Origin of the sequence: Desemzia sp. C1 (assembly GCF_020882875.1) — a bacterium.
GTDB lineage: Bacteria > Bacillota > Bacilli > Lactobacillales > Carnobacteriaceae > Desemzia > Desemzia incerta.
On record NZ_JAJIZP010000003.1, the window covers coordinates 2,285,300 to 2,301,946 of the forward strand.

Below are 16,647 nucleotides of genomic sequence, written 5' to 3' on the forward strand. Positions count from 1 at the left end.
TTTTTTTTGATTTTATCTAAAATACACTACTTGCTCTACGTTCTTTTTGCTGTTCGCTGTTTAAGAACTCGCCCATTACTTTATTCGTTTGCATAAAGTTGACGAATGCCGCTGCGTCCGCTTCTTTAACGGCTTGTTCTAAGCTATAGATCTCATAGCGCGAAACAACGATCATTAACACAGCACGGTTTGTTTTACTGTATCCGCCTGTAGCCGGCAAGACTGTAACGCCTCGGACTAGTTCTTTATGGATAGCTTCTACTAAGGTATCCGGATCTGTTGTTACGATCATTGCTGTTACTTTTTGATGGCTCGTATGAATAGTGTCTACAACTTTGGTAAAAGCATAAATGGATAGAATCGTATAGAAAGAATATTCCCACCCAAAAGTAGCTCCTGCTGTTACTGCAATGATTGCATTCATAACCATCATCAAGTTTCCAATAGTTCTGCCAGTCGTTTTAGCTAGAACCATTGCAATGATGTCCATCCCGCCAGTCGAAAAACCATATTTTAATGCGAAACCTACTCCAGCTCCACCAATTACCCCACCAAATAATGCACTCATGATTGGGTCAGGAGTCAATTGAACTACTGGTAAGACAACCATTAAAATAGAGACTAAGAAAGAAGAAAGAAAACTTAATAAAGTAAATGTCTTTCCTATTTTAAACCAACCTAAAATAGCGATTGGGATATTTAATAGTAAAATAATCAATCCAGTTTCTAGCTGGATGTTCAAATATTCTGATGTGATACCCGTAAACAATTGCGCGAAACCATTTAAACCAGATGCATAAACATTCGTCGGGATAAAGAAGAAGTTAAAAGATATCGCCCCTGTTATCGCTGAAAAAACTAATACGATCATAATTTTTAATGATTCCCACCATGCAACGGGAGATTTAAAATTTTTCACCACAACACCTCCGTAAGATAATTCTAGACAAGAATAGCAACAAACTAATGGGAAAGAAAGAAAAACATAATAACATTAAGAAAAGTCTCATTGTATCCGCTTTACATTAAGAGTCTGTTAAGTAATATTACTTTAGGCAACAAAAAAAGCGAAGCAGACAATTGCCTACTTCACTCAGCTGATTTATTCTACTGTTTTAACGGTTACCGTTTTACTACCTTCCAGGAGTTTGGCTACCGGACAACGCTTTTCTGCTGCTTGGACGATTCGATCCGCTTTTTCAAACGGCAAGCCCTCAATTTTAGCCAATGCCAATACTTCGAAGAAGAATCCGCCTTTTTCTTCCGGCACTAAATCAATGTGTACTTCTACTTGGCTTTTATTCTTTAAGCCTCTGCCTTTTAATAACGCTTGAATCGTAGCGTTTAAACAAGTGCTTAAAGATAATCCCAACAGTTCTTCAGGATTAGTGCCAGGATCTGGACTCAAAGGATCAGAAATTACCACTCTCAGTCCATCATTCTTTACAAAAGCTTCTCCTTGCAAGGCTTGATCATTCACTACTTCTGCGTGAAACAAACTTTTCGGATGAGCCATATAACCCCTGCCTTTTATCGTATTTTACTCTGCCGCAGCTGGTTCCAATACTTTTTCGATTTCTTTGATGATCACTTTAGCAATCGTAGAACCAAATACCATCATTTCATAAGCTGCTAAAACATCGCTTGTCGTGCGACTAAGCTGTTTCAGATAAACCTCACCATCGCCCGCTAAAATAACGCTGTAATAACCCGCTTTTACTTGATTTAACTCATTCAGCAATTCAAGAATCTCAGCTTTTTTAGTAAAATCTTTTACATAAGCTAACTTATGGTATGTAATCTGAAAATCAATTGATTTAGCATCTTTGCTGTCGAATACTATCCCAAACGGCAATACTCTTGTTTTCGTTAACCGAAAATTTCCATTAAATAAAATTTGACCATTTTTCAATTGGCTTTTCTTCAATGGAATATTTTTTTCTTTTAAGTAAACCTCAAAGTTTTCAATCGTTTCTGACAATTTTATTTCCCCCTACCTAACTTAAATGCCTTGCTCCATTTTATTATAACGTAAATAATGCAGAATATATAGAATAAATAAAAAAAGCCTGACCATCTTAGTAGACGGATCAGACTTTTTTCTTTTCGAATTAACGGCGAGCTTCTTTGATACGAGCAGCTTTACCATGTAATTTACGAATGTAGTACAATTTAGCACGACGTACTTTACCTTGACGAATAACTTCAAGTTTAGCAACACGTGGAGAATGTACTGGGAACGTACGCTCAACACCCACACCGTAAGAAATTTTACGAACAGTATATGTTTCGCTGATTCCTGCACCGCGACGTTTGATAACTACGCCTTCGAATAACTGGATACGTTCTCTTTCCCCTTCAACAATACGTGCATGTACACGAACTGTATCTCCAGGACGGAAACTAGGAATATCACTACGTAATTGTTCGCTAGTAATTGCTTCAATTAATTGACTCATGAATTTTTTCTCCTTCCAACAAACATTCGTATATCTCCATTCGGATACAGCGGAATATCGTTAATAGCGGTGGTTTGCCCACTCACCAAATAACTTTATCATATTATAGAATGCCTGTAAAGTATTTTTTCTTTATTTGGTTATTTTATCGGTACTCAGCTGCGTTTGAATTCCTCAATCCAGTTTTTTTGTTGATCGGTCAATTCAACATGATCCAGCAAATCGGGTCTGCGTTCCAAGGTCCGTCTCAAAGATTCTTTCTCTCGCCACTCTTCAATAAGCTTGTGGTTCCCGCTCAATAGAACTTCGGGTACATCCATGTCTCTGTAAGAAGCAGGTCTTGTGTAATGTGGGTGTTCTAACAGACCTGTTGAGAAAGAATCTGTTACAGCTGATTCTTCATTCCCCAGCACTTCAGGCAACAACCTTACTGTAGCGTCAATCACCACCATAGCGCCCAGTTCTCCGCCTGTCAGCACATAATCTCCTAGAGAGATCTCATCTGTCACAATTGATCGGATACGCTCATCATACCCTTCATAATGACCGCAAATAAAGACTAAGTGCTCCGCTTCAGCTAGTTCTTCGGCTTTCTTTTGATTGAACGGTTCGCCAGCTGGATCGAGCAAGATCACTCTTTTTTTAGTGTCAGGATGTTTCTCTTGAAGATGATCAAATGCATCGAAGATTGGTTGAGCTTTTAACAACATCCCAGCTCCACCGCCATAAGGATAATCGTCTACATGCTGATGTTTATTTCCCGAAAAATCGCGAAAGTTTAAAACGTCTATCGACAACAGATTTTTTTCGACAGCTTTGCCGATAATGGATTCTGACATTGGACCTTCAAACATACGAGGGAATAACGTAAGAACATCTATTTTCATAAATCTTCTAGCCCTTCCATAAGATGGACCGTCACTATTTTTTCTTCTAAGTCGACATTCAATACACAATCCGCAATATACGGAATCAACAGATCTTTTTGTTTCTGTCTTTGAATGACCCATACATCGTTTGCTCCAGGCTGTAAAACTTCTTTGATTTTACCGATTTCGCGGCCAGTATCGTCTATTACAGTCAATCCAATGATTTGGTGCAGATAAAATTCATCTTCCGGCAAATCTGTTAGTTGTTCTTCAGTTACTTTTAAGATACCATCTCTGTACCCTTCAACAGATTCGATCGTAGGATGGTTTTCAAACGTCAACAAATCAAAATTTTTGTGTTTTCGATGACTAGCGACTACCAGCTCAACGGCTTTTGTTTTTTCTTGTTCTAGAATCAATACTGAACCTTTTTTGTATCTTTGTTCTGGAAAATCAGTTACTGATATAACCCGGACTTCACCTTTAATGCCGTGTGTATTCACTATTTTTCCAACATTGTATAATTTTTCCATTCGATTCCCTCATTTAATTCGTTTTATCGTTCCCTCAGACTTATTTTACTAGGAATTATCTAGATGTCTACAGTAGATTTCTTTTTATCGTTAAAAAAAAGAAAAAACCATTTCTCTAAAGAAACGGCTTCGTCTTATGATGGATATTAATTGTCGACAATGGTCAATCTTACACGCTTAGGTCCTTGAACCTTTGCGCTGTATACAATCGTTCGAATAGCTTTCGCTACACGACCTTTTTTACCGATCACTCGCCCAATATCATCTTCATGAACGCTTAAATGGTATTCAATAAATTCATCGGTTTCATCAGTCTCCAACGTAACTTCTTCTGGATGGCTGACAAGCGGATGAACGATTGCAAGAATCAATTCACTAATGTCACTCATATTAAACATCCCTTTTATTTACTGTATTTAGAATCGTGGAATTTTTTCATAATACCTTCACGAGAAAGGATATTACGAACAGTATCAGAAGGTTGAGCACCATTGCTTAACCATTTAAGAACTGATTCTTCGTCGATTTTTACTTGAACAGGTTCAACAATTGGGTTGTAGTAACCAATTTCTTCGATGAAGCGACCATCACGTGGAGAACGTGAATCAGCAACTACTATACGATAAAAAGGTTTTCTTTTAGAACCCATACGTTTCAAACGGATTTTTACTGCCATACTTTAACACCTCCATTAACAATCTCACAAATGATAGTTTATCAGTTATTTCCATGCTTGTAAAGTGTTTTTTCTTTACACTTCATTTTTTCTGCATTTTTTTCTATTTTTTCTTTTTGCGAACGTTTTTTTTCTTTTTCTTTTTGTTTTTTCTCGCCATTTGATTCATTGCCAGCTTGCCCAGTTTCCCTTTTACGCCGCTTCCGAACAAATTATCCATCCCTTGGAAGTTGCCGTTGGACATTTTGTTCATCATTTTTTTTGACTCATTGAATTGTTTGATCAAACGATTCACTTCAACCAATGGACGGCCTGATCCTTTAGCAATTCTTTTTCGTCTGCTTTGAGAAATAATATCCGGATTTTCTCTTTCTTTGGGAGTCATAGAGAGAACAATGGCTTTCATTCGAGCCGTATCTTTTGGATCAATCTGTAGTTGATCTAACCCTGGCATATTGTTCATTCCTGGAATCATTTTAATGATATCTTCTAGAGGCCCCATGTTGCTAACTTGATCCATTTGATCGATGAAATCATTAAAATCAAACGAATTGTCGCGTAGTTTTTCAGCCATTTCTTCGGCTTTTTTCTCGTCGATATCTTGCTGCGCTTTTTCAATCAGCGTCAACATATCCCCCATACCCAAAATACGGTTTGCCATACGATCTGGATGGAATGGTTCTAAAGCGTCAAGCTTTTCACCTTGACCAACAAATTTGATTGGTTTACCTGTAACGGAACGGATAGACAATGCAGCCCCACCACGTGTATCCCCATCTAATTTCGTTAGTACAACCCCTGTTACATCTAATTGCTCATTAAAGGACTTGGCAACATTGACTGCATCTTGTCCAGTCATCGCATCAACAACTAAGAAAATCTCAGAAGGTTCAGCAATTTTTTTGATATCAGACAATTCCGTCATCAAGTTTTCATCTACGTGCAAACGCCCAGCCGTATCGATCAATACTAGATCGCGACCCGTTCTTACGGCTTCTTCAATTCCTTTTTGAGCAATTTCTACCGGACTTACTTGGTCGCCTAATGTAAAAACAGGCATGTCCAATTGGTTTCCGATCGTTTGCAGCTGTTGGATAGCAGCAGGACGATAAATATCAGCTGCAACCAGCAATGGGCGCTTATTGTCGTTTTTACGGACATAGTTGGCGATCTTACCAGCAGTTGTTGTTTTACCTGCCCCTTGCAAACCAACCATCATGACTACTGTCGGCGGTTTGACAGAGTAATTGATCGTAGCAGTTTCGCCACCCATCAATTCTGTCAATTCATCGTTTACGATTTTGATGATTTGTTGTCCTGGAGACAAACTGTCTAATACTTCTGTTCCAATCGCACGTTCACTTACTTTATTTACAAACTCTTTAACAACTTTAAAGTTGACATCGGCCTCTAGTAGAGCTAAGCGGACTTCCCGCATCATTTCTCTAACATCAGCTTCAGAAACTTTACCTTTACGACGCAATTTCGTCATTGCATTTTGGAGTCTTTCTGTTAATCCTTCAAATGCCATATTTTTCCACCTATCCTACTCTTCATCATTTGTTTGTCTTAATTTTTCAAGTTCAGCTTTAAATGCAGTATCTTTTGGATAATGAGCAGTCACATATTCTTCCAACTGATCAATTATGGCATTGGTTTCGCTGAATTTTTTAAACAAGTTCAACTTTTCTTCGTACTCAATAAGAATTTTTTCTGTTCGCTTGATATTGTCATAGATAGCTTGGCGGCTCACGTTAAATTCATCCGCTATTTCACCGAGAGAAAAATCATCTCCGTAATACAATTGCATGTACTCTTGTTGTTTATCTGTCAGTAAAGCACCATAAAAATCAAATAATGCATTCATTTGATTTGTTTTTTCTAATTCCATTATCGGCTCTCTCCTAGTACTTACTGTAAAGTAATTTACTTTTACACACTACTTTAGATTACCTATTTTTGAGCTTTTAGTCAATAGAAGCCGGACTTTTTCTCCAAATCTAAAGTCCTTTTCACTCGTTTGGACAATCGAGTAGGAGATAAATAATTAATTTATTTATCGTCCTCTCACACCACCGTACGTACCGTTCGGTATACGGCGGTTCAATTTCATATAACATGCTTTTGTTTTAAATAGTAACTATCTGGAGATACTAGACCTTTGAAGGCTAGTATCTTATTGGTTACTGTGGTTGTCATAACCCAGGACAGGGCTATTCGGGCAGTTCCTTTGGAACTGTGGCTATTCATGTAGGCGTTGTAGTCGCTCATCCCTAGTTTAGTGAGGGCTCTTCTTCGATTTTTGGCTGTTTTCCATTGGTGCCAGATACACATCCTCAGTCGATAACGAAGATGACTCGCTATTTTCTTGAGTTTTGTGTGCATATTTCCTATTTTGAAATAGTTCACCCATCCTCTGATGACTTGATTCAATTTAACGATGCGGTAAGCCATATCAATGCCCCAGCTTTTCTTGCTTAGCTGATGAAGCTTATATTTAAACGTCTCGATTGATATGGCATGAGGCTTTGCTTGATAGCCTTTATCTGCTTTCGACCAATAGAATCCAAATCCCAAGAATTTAAAGGTTGGGTCATTAGGTTTAATGATTTTCGATTTACTCGTGTTCACAGTTAAACCCAGAGTTTCCTCAATATATCGTGTAACCGAACGCATTACGCGCCTTGCTGCGAATTCGCTCTTAACGAGGATAATGCAGTCATCTGCGTATCGCACGAAGTGTAGACCTCTTCTCTCTAGTTCTTGGTCGAGTTCATTTAAGAGGATATTACTCAATAATGGCGAGAGGTTTCCCCCTTGGGGAGTGCCAACTGGACTTTCCTCATATTCTCCGTTTACCATAATGCCACTCACGAGATATTTCCGAATCAATGATATCACATCACCATCGGTTATTTTCCGAGAAACTAGATTCATCAGTCGATCATGGTTAACAGTGTCAAAGAACTTCTCTAAATCAATGTCGACAATCCAGTGATAACCTTCGTTCATATCTCTTAGCCCTTGCGCTATAGCCATATGGGCGTTGCGGTTTGGACGGAATCCATAACTACTGTTGTGGAAGTGTTCGTCAAAAATGGGTGTGAGAACTTGTGCAATCGCTTGTTGAATAACTCGGTCAACCACTGTCGGTATACCCAGTAGTCTGACCCCACCCGATGGTTTAGGTATTTCTACTCTTCTGACAGGTTTAGGTTGATAGTGACGTTGACGAATAGTCTGAATAAGCTCTTCTTTGTGCTGACGAAGATATTCTTTAGCCTCTTCGATAGACATACCGTCAATGCCTGCGGCACCTTTATTCCGTTCCACTTGTCGAAAGGCTTCGTTTAAATTATTTCTGGATAGGATTCTATCCAGTGTCCTGTTTTCCTGCATGCTTGTTACTCCTTTTCTGCTCTCGTAAGGCAGCTATCTACTTTTACGCTGTCGTAGCCAATAGTCTTTGGCGGCCTCCAATAAAGATGTTTGTAACGATAAAATTGTTCGGTCCTTCGCTCTTTCTAGCTTTCACTAGCTGTCTTCACTACTACGACCTCTGCTGACTTCTCATGAGTCAAGCACTTATCACTAAGTGTATTTGGTATAACGTCATGAGACCTCCCCAGTTAAGGTGCGAACTCTTTCACTCCATCTATCTGCCACATTTATGCTTCGAGTTAGGACAGTTATCGGACTTTAGCTTCTTTCGCAGCCTTATCCACTCGACTCACCTCTTATGTGATTTCTGTTCGTCAGACCAGAGTTTTGCCTTAGGCTTCCTTCAGATTCCACCTCACGGTGGACACCCTTGCCGTCAGCTATATGCTTACCACTGTCAGGTCGCATTCGGGACTTGCACCCGTTAGAGTTCGCCCATGCTGGGCGAACAAAATAAGGAAAAGACTTGAGGTCTTTTCCTTATCGTAGTGAATTATTTTTTCAAATATTCATCAATATTAGATTTGATGTTAGAAACTTTTGGCCCATAAATTACTTGAGCGCTGGTTCCTTTAATAACAACGCCAGCAGCTCCCGTTGATTTCAACAAGCTTTCATTAACTAACTCGCCGTCTTTTACTTTCACTCGCAAACGAGTTGCACAGTTGTCAACATCAACTAAGTTATCGGCTCCACCTAATCCTTCAACAATGTCTTTCGACAAACTGTCTTCATTAGATGATGCTTCTTCTTTTCCGCCTTGCTTTTTAGCTTGGTAATCTGCTTTTGTATATAACTTCGTTTCTACTACGTCATCTTCACGTCCTGGAGTTTTCAAATCAAACTTCAAGATGAAGAAACGGAACACAAAGTAATACACTAAAGCGTATACTACTCCGACAAGAACGACTGGTATCCAGTTCGTGACAGATTGCCCAGGCAAGATTCCGTATAATACGAAGTCGATCAATCCACCAGAGAATGTCAATCCTACTCCAACATTTAAGAAATGCATGAATGCAAATGAAAATGCAGCTAAGACACAGTGTACTCCAAAGTATAATAATGGTGAAGCAAATAAGAATGAGAATTCAAGAGGTTCTGTAATCCCTGTGAACACTGAAGTCAAAGATGAAGACGTCATTAAACCTTTAACATCTTTTTTGCGTTCAGGTTTAGCTGTATGGTACATTGCCAAAGCAGCTGCTGGGAAACCAAAGATCATGAACGGGAACATTCCAGAGAAGAATTTAGCGGCTTCCGCGCCAACTGGCAGACCATTCGCTAATTGAGCAAATAGAATATTTTGTGCTCCCTCTACAGTTTGTCCTGCAATCTCTGCAGTACCGCCTAAAGCTGTTTGCCAGAATGGCAAGTAGAAGACATGGTGCAATCCTAGTGGAATCAATGCACGGTAGATGTATCCATATAAGAATGTCCCTACATATCCTAAATCAGCTACCAATGAACCCAACCATGCGATAAATTGAGCGGCAAATGGCCATAGGAATGCTAAAGCAACCCCTGCAACAATACCACCTAAAGCTGAAACGATCGGTACAAAACGCGTGCCTGCAAAGAATGACAAAGCATCTGGCAAGTCGATCTTATAGTAGCGATTATGTAAGAAAGCTACTATCGAACCAATAATAATCCCGCCAAAAACTCCTGTATTCATTGTGTTTTCAAACCCAAGGAAACTGCTCATCAATCCTGGGATAGATGATAATTCTTCCATATTGCCAAAGTTTGCTACTGTACTAGTCAGAGCAGCATACATCATAAAGTAAGCTACAACTCCAGAAATAGCAGCAACTTCTTTAGCTGCTTTAGCAAATCCAAGAGCAACGGCTACTGCAAATAATAGCGGCAAGTTGTCAAAAATGATTTGTCCACAATCTTTTAAGATCGTCAATACGCTATTTAGGACAGTTCCTTCTCCTAACAACCACTCTAAATCATATAAATTAATAAATGCGTCTCCGGTAAAAGAAGCTCCAATACCGAGAAGTAACCCAGCAATCGGTAACAATGCAATCGGCAGCATAAATGTTTTACCCATTTTTTGCAAGGTTTCAAAAATCTTGTCTTTCACAATCATTCCTCCTATAAATTTTTAACTGCAGCTTTACTGAAATCATCCGCACTACAGCGCATAGGATTTCAGGCCACGTTTCGAATCATAGCACATTTTGAAATTAGGAACAATATTCAAGATTATTGGATAAAAATAAAAAAACTCAACAAAAATGACGCCTCCAACACTGGAAGCGTCTGCACTCTCTAAATAAAAAGATTTTTATAATGTATCTTTAATCAATTCGCTGAATAAGCCGAAAACAAACTCATTTGGGTTGAACTCTTCTAAATCGTCCATGCTTTCCCCGAGTCCAACATATTTTACTGGTATGCCTAATTCTTTACGAATTGCCAAAACGATCCCACCTTTGGCCGTTCCGTCTAATTTGGTCAATACAATTCCCGTAACATCTGTTGTTTCTTTAAATTGACGAGCTTGGATCATAGCGTTTTGACCTGTCGTTGCATCCAGAACCAAAAGCACTTCATGCGGTCCATCTGGAACTTCTCTGGAAATGATTCGTTTCATTTTTTCCAGTTCTTTCATCAAATTCACCTTATTTTGCAAACGGCCAGCAGTATCTACAATAAGGATATCGGCATTTTCATCTTTTGCACGTTTAACAGCGTCGAAAACAACTGATGCAGGATCTCCACCAGCTTTTCCAGAGACAACAGTCGCTCCTACACGCTCTCCCCAAACTTCCAATTGTTCGATAGCTCCAGCACGGAATGTATCTCCAGCTGCTAAAACAACTTTTTTGCCTTCATCAATGTATTGGTGAGCCATTTTAGCGATTGTAGTAGTTTTTCCGACTCCGTTTACTCCAACGAATAAAATAATCGTTAGTCCATCTTTGTTTAACTGGATTGAGCGGTCTCCACTTTCGCTTTCCTCGTAAATATCTACCATTTTTTCAATGATTACTTGCTGAACATCATTTTTGTTTTTAGCGTTTTTCAGTTTTACTTCTTGACGCAAGGCTTCCGTGATTTCCATTGTGACTTCGAAACCAACATCTGACTCAATCAAAACTTCTTCCAGATCTTCAAAAAAGTCTTCATCGACCGTCCGGAAATTCGCGAACAATTCGTTCATTCGACTAGAAAAAGTCTTTCGCGTTTTCTCTAGCCCTTTTTCATATTTTTCAGTTGTTTCAGTTTGCTCAACGGGTGTTTCTTTCTTTTCACCGGTAAAGGCTTGTTTAATGCGGTCAAATAACCCCATATCTCCATCCCCTTTTTAACTTTGTTTAATGTACTTCATTTAAAATGAATCTCTCAACTGCTCGAGCAATACCGTGGTCGTCATTCGTATCCGTCACATACTGAGCGATTTCTTTCAACGCAGGCGTTGCATTACCCATAGCAATACCCATCCCAGCGTATTCGATCATCGCATGGTCATTCGCTTCATCGCCAAAAGACATCACTTCATCGGCCGTAAATCCAAGCAAATCACACAACACTTCTATTCCACGTCCTTTATCGACTTCCTTATTCATCATTTCAATCAAGATAGGACGTGATTTTACGATCGTAAACTTTTCATAAAATTCTGTTGGAATGCGTTTGATCTCTTGCTCCAAAACATTCTCTTCATAACAAAATAAAATTTTGTTGAATCGAATATCATCTGGAAGTTCATCCAATGTTGTATGCACAAAAGGCAAAGCTGGTTTTGTTTTCTTATACCAAGACTCTCTTCCATTTGGAGCCGGCATTTCGTAAATATTGTCTAAGTCCAATAGGTTGCATGGTAAATTGATTGACTTGCTCAGCTCATACAACTCAATAGCTTGTTCTTTTGACAAATACTTTTGAGACAAAATTTCTCCTGTATCAGCTTTTTGCACTAGACCGCCGTTGTAAGTGATGACATAGTCGCCAGCTTCTCTAAGATTCATTTCGTCTAAGATGGCCGCTACACTAAGCAGCGGACGTCCAGTACAAATCACTACTTTAACGCCTAGTTCCTTAGCTCTTCTTAACGCTTGTTTATTTTCCACTGAAATACTGCCATCACTTTTCAGCAATGTACCATCTAAATCAATTGCAATTAATTTGATCATGTCTAGAATACTCTCCTTGTCTTCTTACTTACTTGTTAACAGGTACAGCTTCTAATTCTTCCAAACGAACAGAAACGATTTTTGACACTCCTGATTCTTGCATTGTTACCCCATACAAACCATCCGCTTCTTGCATCGTTCCCTTACGGTGAGTGATCACAATGAACTGTGTATCTTTTTCAAATCTGCGGAGATAACGGCCAAATCGAACCACATTTGCCTCATCTAAAGCCGCTTCCACTTCGTCTAAAATGCAAAACGGAACAGGTCTCACCAATAAAATAGAGAACAACAAAGCTATTGCTGTTAATGACCGTTCTCCGCCAGAAAGCAAGCTGAGCTGCTGCAATTTTTTACCTGGTGGTTGAGCAATGATCTCAATACCTGTCGTCAGCATGTTAGACGGATCCGTCAATTTCAGTTCAGCTGTTCCTCCGCCAAATAATTGTTGGAAGACTAGTGTGAATTTGCTTTGGATCGCTTCAAACAACTCAGAGAAACGTTTGATTACTTCAGCATCCATTTCATCCATTGTTTCAAACAAACTGTTTTTAGCTTCCTCTAAGTCGGCTTTTTGTTCTGCTAAAAACGTATAGCGTTCGTTTACTCGTTCATATTCTTCAATAGCCGCTAGATTGACCGTTCCTAACTCTTCAATCCCTTTTTTCAGTAACTTCACTTTTCGTTTGGCCTCTTCGAGAGAAATTTCAATCACGTAGTTCGCCGCTGCTGCTTCATAAGTCAACCCATAGTCTTCACTCAAGATCATTAAACGCGTTTCGATAGCGACGTCTAAGCGATTCATAGCTACTTCAACGATTGATTTTTGTTCTCTTACAGCTTGCTGCTGATTGTGCTTGGTAGAGACTTGCTGGTCTAACGAATCAATGTCTTCTTCGGTTTTTCGCAATTTTTGTCTATTGACTTTCAAGGCTTCTTCGATAGTCTTTTTGTCTTCTTTTAATTGCACTAAAGATTCTTCCAACTCTTTTTGAGTGAGTTGGTGGTCTCCATCATATAACGTTGTTGCTTCAAGCTGATTCTCTAAAGCAGCCAATTCTCTGCTTAGTTCGTCCACCGTGTTTGATAAACGTTGTTCTTCTTTTGCCAAACCATTCAAGTATTCCTGAAGAGTAGCAGATTGAGTGATCAATAACTGATATTGTTCGGTTAGTTGATTTTTTCTCAGCTCTTTTTCTTCGTTTTGTGAAGAGACCATTGCCATTTGCTGGGTCAATACAGCCATCTTTTCCTTGACTGCAGCTAATTCAACTTCGATTTCTTTCAATCTCTTAGTAGTTTCATCGGCTTCTTGTTGAGCAGCTGATTCTTCGTATTCTTGAGCTTTTAATTCACGTGTTAATCGGTGGATCTCTTCAGTGATGTAATTCGCTTTGCTTTTCAGCTCTTGCTCTTCAAGTCGTTTTTGTTCACCAACCGTACGCAATTCATACATTGCTTGCTCTTCTTTTTTCTCAGACTGTTTTAAGGCGCGAATGTCTACTTCTTTTTGATGCATCAACTCATCCATTTTTTGAATCTGCTCTTTTAAGGATTGCAATTCATTTTTTCTAGACAACAAACTGCCTCTATTACTTTGTTTGTTCGACCCACCAGTCATCGATCCGCCAGCATTCATTACATCGCCTTCTAAAGAAACGACTCGGTATTTATATTGAAAATGTTTGGCTAAACGGTTCGCAGATTCAAGGTTCTCTGCTATTAGAGTTGTCCCTAATAGATTTTGCAGTACATTTTTGACAGCATCTGAATATTGAATGACTTCACTACCTACACCAACATATCCAGCAATCGACTGAGCTTGAGTTTGAATAGCGGTTGGTAAAAAACGCGCTTTAATAGCTGTTAAAGGTAAAAATGTAGCTCTTCCAGAATGTTTTTGCTTTAAGTACTGAATAGCCCGACGTCCGCTGGTATCATCTTCTACAACAATATGCTGTCCGGCAGCTCCCAACGCAATATCAATCGCCAGCTCCAAGTTCTTAGGCACTTCGATCAATTCTGTAACAGCCCCTACGATACCGCCTAGTCGTTCTTTTTGTTTCAGAACTTCTCGTACACCTTGGTAAAAGCCTGTATAATCATCGCTTAATTCTTTTAGGCTGTCTCTTTTAGCTTTAGCTTGTTGGACAATACGCATAGCATCATAGAGTTGACTTTCTTTTGATTCGCGATCTTTTTGATTGTTTGAAGCAAGGCTTGTTTTTCTTGGAATTGAAGCAACTTTTCAGCGATTTCTTGCTGCACTTGTTTCAATTGAGTTGTTTGAACAGCCGAAGTTTCCGTCAATTCTTTCACTTCATCTGCCAGACTTTGTTTAGAAGTCATGGATTTGGCATTTCTCAACTCAAATTGAGAAGCACTTTTCTTTAAAAAAGTTTGCTCATTTTTTAAAGACGTTTCTTGTTGCATCCATTCGATGTATTCGTCACGCAAATGATCTTCCATTTGCTTTTGATTTCCGGACAACAACTCACGTTCTTTTTTAATGCTTTTTAGTGCTTTGTCCAGCTCTTTTTTTTCTTTTTCTTTCGCCGTTTTATTTTTGATGGTTTCTTCTAACTGATTTGTTGTATGTTCTATTTGGTGTTGCAATTGTTGTTTGCTTTGAAGAGCTTTTTCTTTATTTTCTTGAGTATGTTTGTCGCGCTCTTTTAAAACATTTTTTTTCCCTTCCAATTGCTCCATTTTCTGAACAGCTTCCATCAGTTGTTCTTGATAGCTGTCTGATTTCTCGGAGAAAGTGCGTTTCGCTTTGCGCAAATTCAATAAATCAGCTTCCAGTTTGTCCGATTGTTGCTTCATTTCAGCTAACTGCATATCATAAGCTGCTTTTTGATTGCTTTTTTCAGCTAATTCTTGTTGATACTGTTGGATTTCTACTGCAGTTAGAGAGATTTCTACATCTTTTAACTGCTCTTTCTGCTGCAGATAATCTTTTGCCATAGTGCTTTGTATTTTTAAGGGTTCTACTTGTGATTCTAGTTCATACAAAATATCTTGAACGCGATTCAAATTGTCTTTTGTTTCCAACAATTTTTGTTCAGCTTTTTTCTTTTTCGTTTTGTATTTCAGTACTCCAGCAGCCTCTTCAAAAATGGCACGACGATCCTCTGGTTTACTATTGAATACCGATTCGACCTTTCCTTGAGAAATGATTGAAAAAGACTCTTTTCCTAATCCAGAATCCATAAATAAGTCTACAATGTCTTTTAAACGACATGGCTTTTTATTGATGTAATATTCGCTATCTCCAGAACGGTGCAACCGTCTTGTAATACTTACTTCTGAAAAATCAAGAGGCAAGAAATGATCTTCATTTTCTAATACTAAGGTTACTTCAGCGATATTAACCGGTTTACGTGAATCTGATCCGGCAAATATAATATCGTTCATTTTCCCACCGCGTAAACTTTTTGCAGATTGTTCTCCCATAACCCAACGAATCGCTTCAATAATATTGCTTTTTCCGCTTCCGTTTGGTCCAACAACGGCCGTTACGCCTTCGTTAAATTCGATAGTCGTTTTAGTGGCAAATGACTTAAAACCACTAATATCTATTTTTTTTAATTGCACGAAGACTGGCTCCTTCCTATATTTTCAAATTTGATGAACTCGCACTATCTTATTCATCTGGTGTTTATCTTTATCGGATGATGATAAAACCTTCTTTATCATTACACAAACAACGAAGGTTAGCCACAACTCCTAACTTTCGTTGTCTGTGTAATGTATAGAAAGCTATCTCTATCTCCCTGTTACGCCTGAATTTCTTCTATCTCATTCGCTTCTCGCAGGTTTTCTAGGGCATTAGCTGCAGCAATTTGTTCAGCTGCCTTTTTTGATTTCCCTTTTCCTTGTCCTAAAATATTTCCTTCTGCTAGGACTTCTACTAAAAACTCTTTTTCATGAGCAGGTCCTACTTCTTCAATCAACACATAATCAATGGAAACTTCACCATTCCGTTGCAAGAACTCTTGCAAGTTAGTCTTGTGATCCATCACATGTGAAAAAGCGCCGGACTTGATTCGAGGAAAAATGGTTTGATTTAAAAAATTGATTACTCCGTCTAACCCTTGATCTAGATACAATGCTCCAATGAACGATTCAAATAAGTCACACAATAAAGACGGTCTTTTTCTGCCGTTCATTCGCTCTTCGCCTTTGCCTAAGAGAATGTAACGGTCGAACCCGTACTCTTTCGCAAATTGACTTAAGCTTGCCTCACAAACGATAGCAGCTCTCAGCCTTGTTAATTTGCCTTCTGGGAGATTTGGGTATTCATTAAACAAATACTTTGTGACAGTCAATTCTAAAACTGCGTCTCCTAGAAACTCAATGCGCTCATTGTCTTTCAAGTTCAATTCCCGGTGCTCATTCACATATGATGAATGGGTAAATGCTTCTTTCAAAAAATCAGTGTTTGCAAATTCAATTTGAAATAATGATTTTAACTTTGTTAGTAATTCCTCATTCATTTCTGATTCCCCTTTTTCA

The 16,647-nt window shown here is 38.8% G+C and carries 17 protein-coding genes; all 17 read right to left on the minus strand.

Annotation, left to right across the window (positions count from 1 at the left end; all coding sequences use genetic code 11):
* Positions 1-16: 16 nt before the first annotated feature.
* Positions 17-919, minus strand: coding sequence for a YitT family protein (locus LMF32_RS11485; protein WP_317450536.1), 903 nt, complete (start codon positions 917-919; stop codon positions 17-19).
* A 183-nt stretch (positions 920-1,102) separates the two neighbouring features.
* The gene (locus LMF32_RS11490) at positions 1,103-1,516 is read right to left on the minus strand and encodes an OsmC family protein (RefSeq protein WP_188204218.1); all 414 of its coding nucleotides are present in this window, start codon (positions 1,514-1,516) and stop codon (positions 1,103-1,105) included.
* Positions 1,517-1,540: 24 nt separating this feature from the next.
* The gene (locus LMF32_RS11495; RefSeq protein ID WP_188204219.1) at positions 1,541-1,981 is read right to left on the minus strand and encodes a hypothetical protein; all 441 of its coding nucleotides are present in this window, start codon (positions 1,979-1,981) and stop codon (positions 1,541-1,543) included.
* A gap of 130 nt (positions 1,982-2,111) precedes the next feature.
* Positions 2,112-2,459 (minus strand): 50S ribosomal protein L19, encoded by a 348-nt coding sequence (gene rplS, locus LMF32_RS11500; RefSeq protein ID WP_092480138.1) that lies wholly within the window; start codon positions 2,457-2,459, stop codon positions 2,112-2,114.
* Positions 2,460-2,614: 155 nt separating this feature from the next.
* Positions 2,615-3,346 carry a tRNA (guanosine(37)-N1)-methyltransferase TrmD gene (trmD, locus tag LMF32_RS11505; protein WP_092480139.1) on the minus strand — a complete coding sequence of 244 codons (732 nt, stop codon included), beginning with the start codon at positions 3,344-3,346 and terminating at the stop codon, positions 2,615-2,617.
* Positions 3,343-3,861: a ribosome maturation factor RimM gene (gene rimM, locus LMF32_RS11510; protein WP_092480140.1), complete on the minus strand. Its 519-nt coding sequence runs from the start codon at positions 3,859-3,861 to the stop codon at positions 3,343-3,345. Before rimM ends, trmD begins: the two co-directional genes overlap by 4 nt.
* 146 nt (positions 3,862-4,007) lie before the next feature.
* The gene (locus LMF32_RS11515) at positions 4,008-4,250 is read right to left on the minus strand and encodes a KH domain-containing protein (RefSeq protein ID WP_092480141.1); all 243 of its coding nucleotides are present in this window, start codon (positions 4,248-4,250) and stop codon (positions 4,008-4,010) included.
* Between the two features lie 14 nt (positions 4,251-4,264).
* A complete protein-coding gene (gene rpsP / locus LMF32_RS11520; protein WP_092480142.1) occupies positions 4,265-4,537 on the minus strand; it encodes a 30S ribosomal protein S16 in 273 nt (90 codons plus the stop codon).
* Positions 4,538-4,640: 103 nt separating this feature from the next.
* Entirely contained in the window at positions 4,641-6,068 is a 1,428-nt protein-coding gene (ffh, locus tag LMF32_RS11525; protein WP_188204220.1) for a signal recognition particle protein, read from the minus strand.
* Between the two features lie 15 nt (positions 6,069-6,083).
* Positions 6,084-6,428, minus strand: a complete 345-nt coding sequence (locus LMF32_RS11530) for a putative DNA-binding protein (protein WP_092480144.1) — start codon at positions 6,426-6,428, stop codon at positions 6,084-6,086.
* Positions 6,429-6,646: 218 nt separating this feature from the next.
* Positions 6,647-7,936 (minus strand): group II intron reverse transcriptase/maturase, encoded by a 1,290-nt coding sequence (gene ltrA, locus LMF32_RS11535; RefSeq protein ID WP_230524654.1) that lies wholly within the window; start codon positions 7,934-7,936, stop codon positions 6,647-6,649.
* Positions 7,937-8,471: 535 nt separating this feature from the next.
* The gene (locus tag LMF32_RS11540) at positions 8,472-10,073 is read right to left on the minus strand and encodes a PTS transporter subunit EIIC (RefSeq protein WP_092480145.1); all 1,602 of its coding nucleotides are present in this window, start codon (positions 10,071-10,073) and stop codon (positions 8,472-8,474) included.
* Positions 10,074-10,277: 204 nt separating this feature from the next.
* Positions 10,278-11,285: a signal recognition particle-docking protein FtsY gene (ftsY, locus tag LMF32_RS11545; protein ID WP_188204221.1), complete on the minus strand. Its 1,008-nt coding sequence runs from the start codon at positions 11,283-11,285 to the stop codon at positions 10,278-10,280.
* A gap of 25 nt (positions 11,286-11,310) precedes the next feature.
* Positions 11,311-12,129, minus strand: coding sequence for a Cof-type HAD-IIB family hydrolase (locus LMF32_RS11550; protein WP_188204222.1), 819 nt, complete (start codon positions 12,127-12,129; stop codon positions 11,311-11,313).
* Positions 12,130-12,157: 28 nt separating this feature from the next.
* Positions 12,158-14,290: a chromosome segregation protein SMC gene (smc, locus tag LMF32_RS11555; protein WP_230524837.1), complete on the minus strand. Its 2,133-nt coding sequence runs from the start codon at positions 14,288-14,290 to the stop codon at positions 12,158-12,160.
* Positions 14,248-15,726 (minus strand): AAA family ATPase, encoded by a 1,479-nt coding sequence (locus tag LMF32_RS11560; protein WP_230524838.1) that lies wholly within the window; start codon positions 15,724-15,726, stop codon positions 14,248-14,250. The genes smc and LMF32_RS11560 overlap by 43 nt, the downstream gene beginning before the upstream one ends.
* Before the next feature lie 182 nt (positions 15,727-15,908).
* Positions 15,909-16,628 (minus strand): ribonuclease III, encoded by a 720-nt coding sequence (gene rnc / locus LMF32_RS11565; protein WP_188204224.1) that lies wholly within the window; start codon positions 16,626-16,628, stop codon positions 15,909-15,911.
* Between the last annotated feature and the right edge of the window lie 19 nt (positions 16,629-16,647).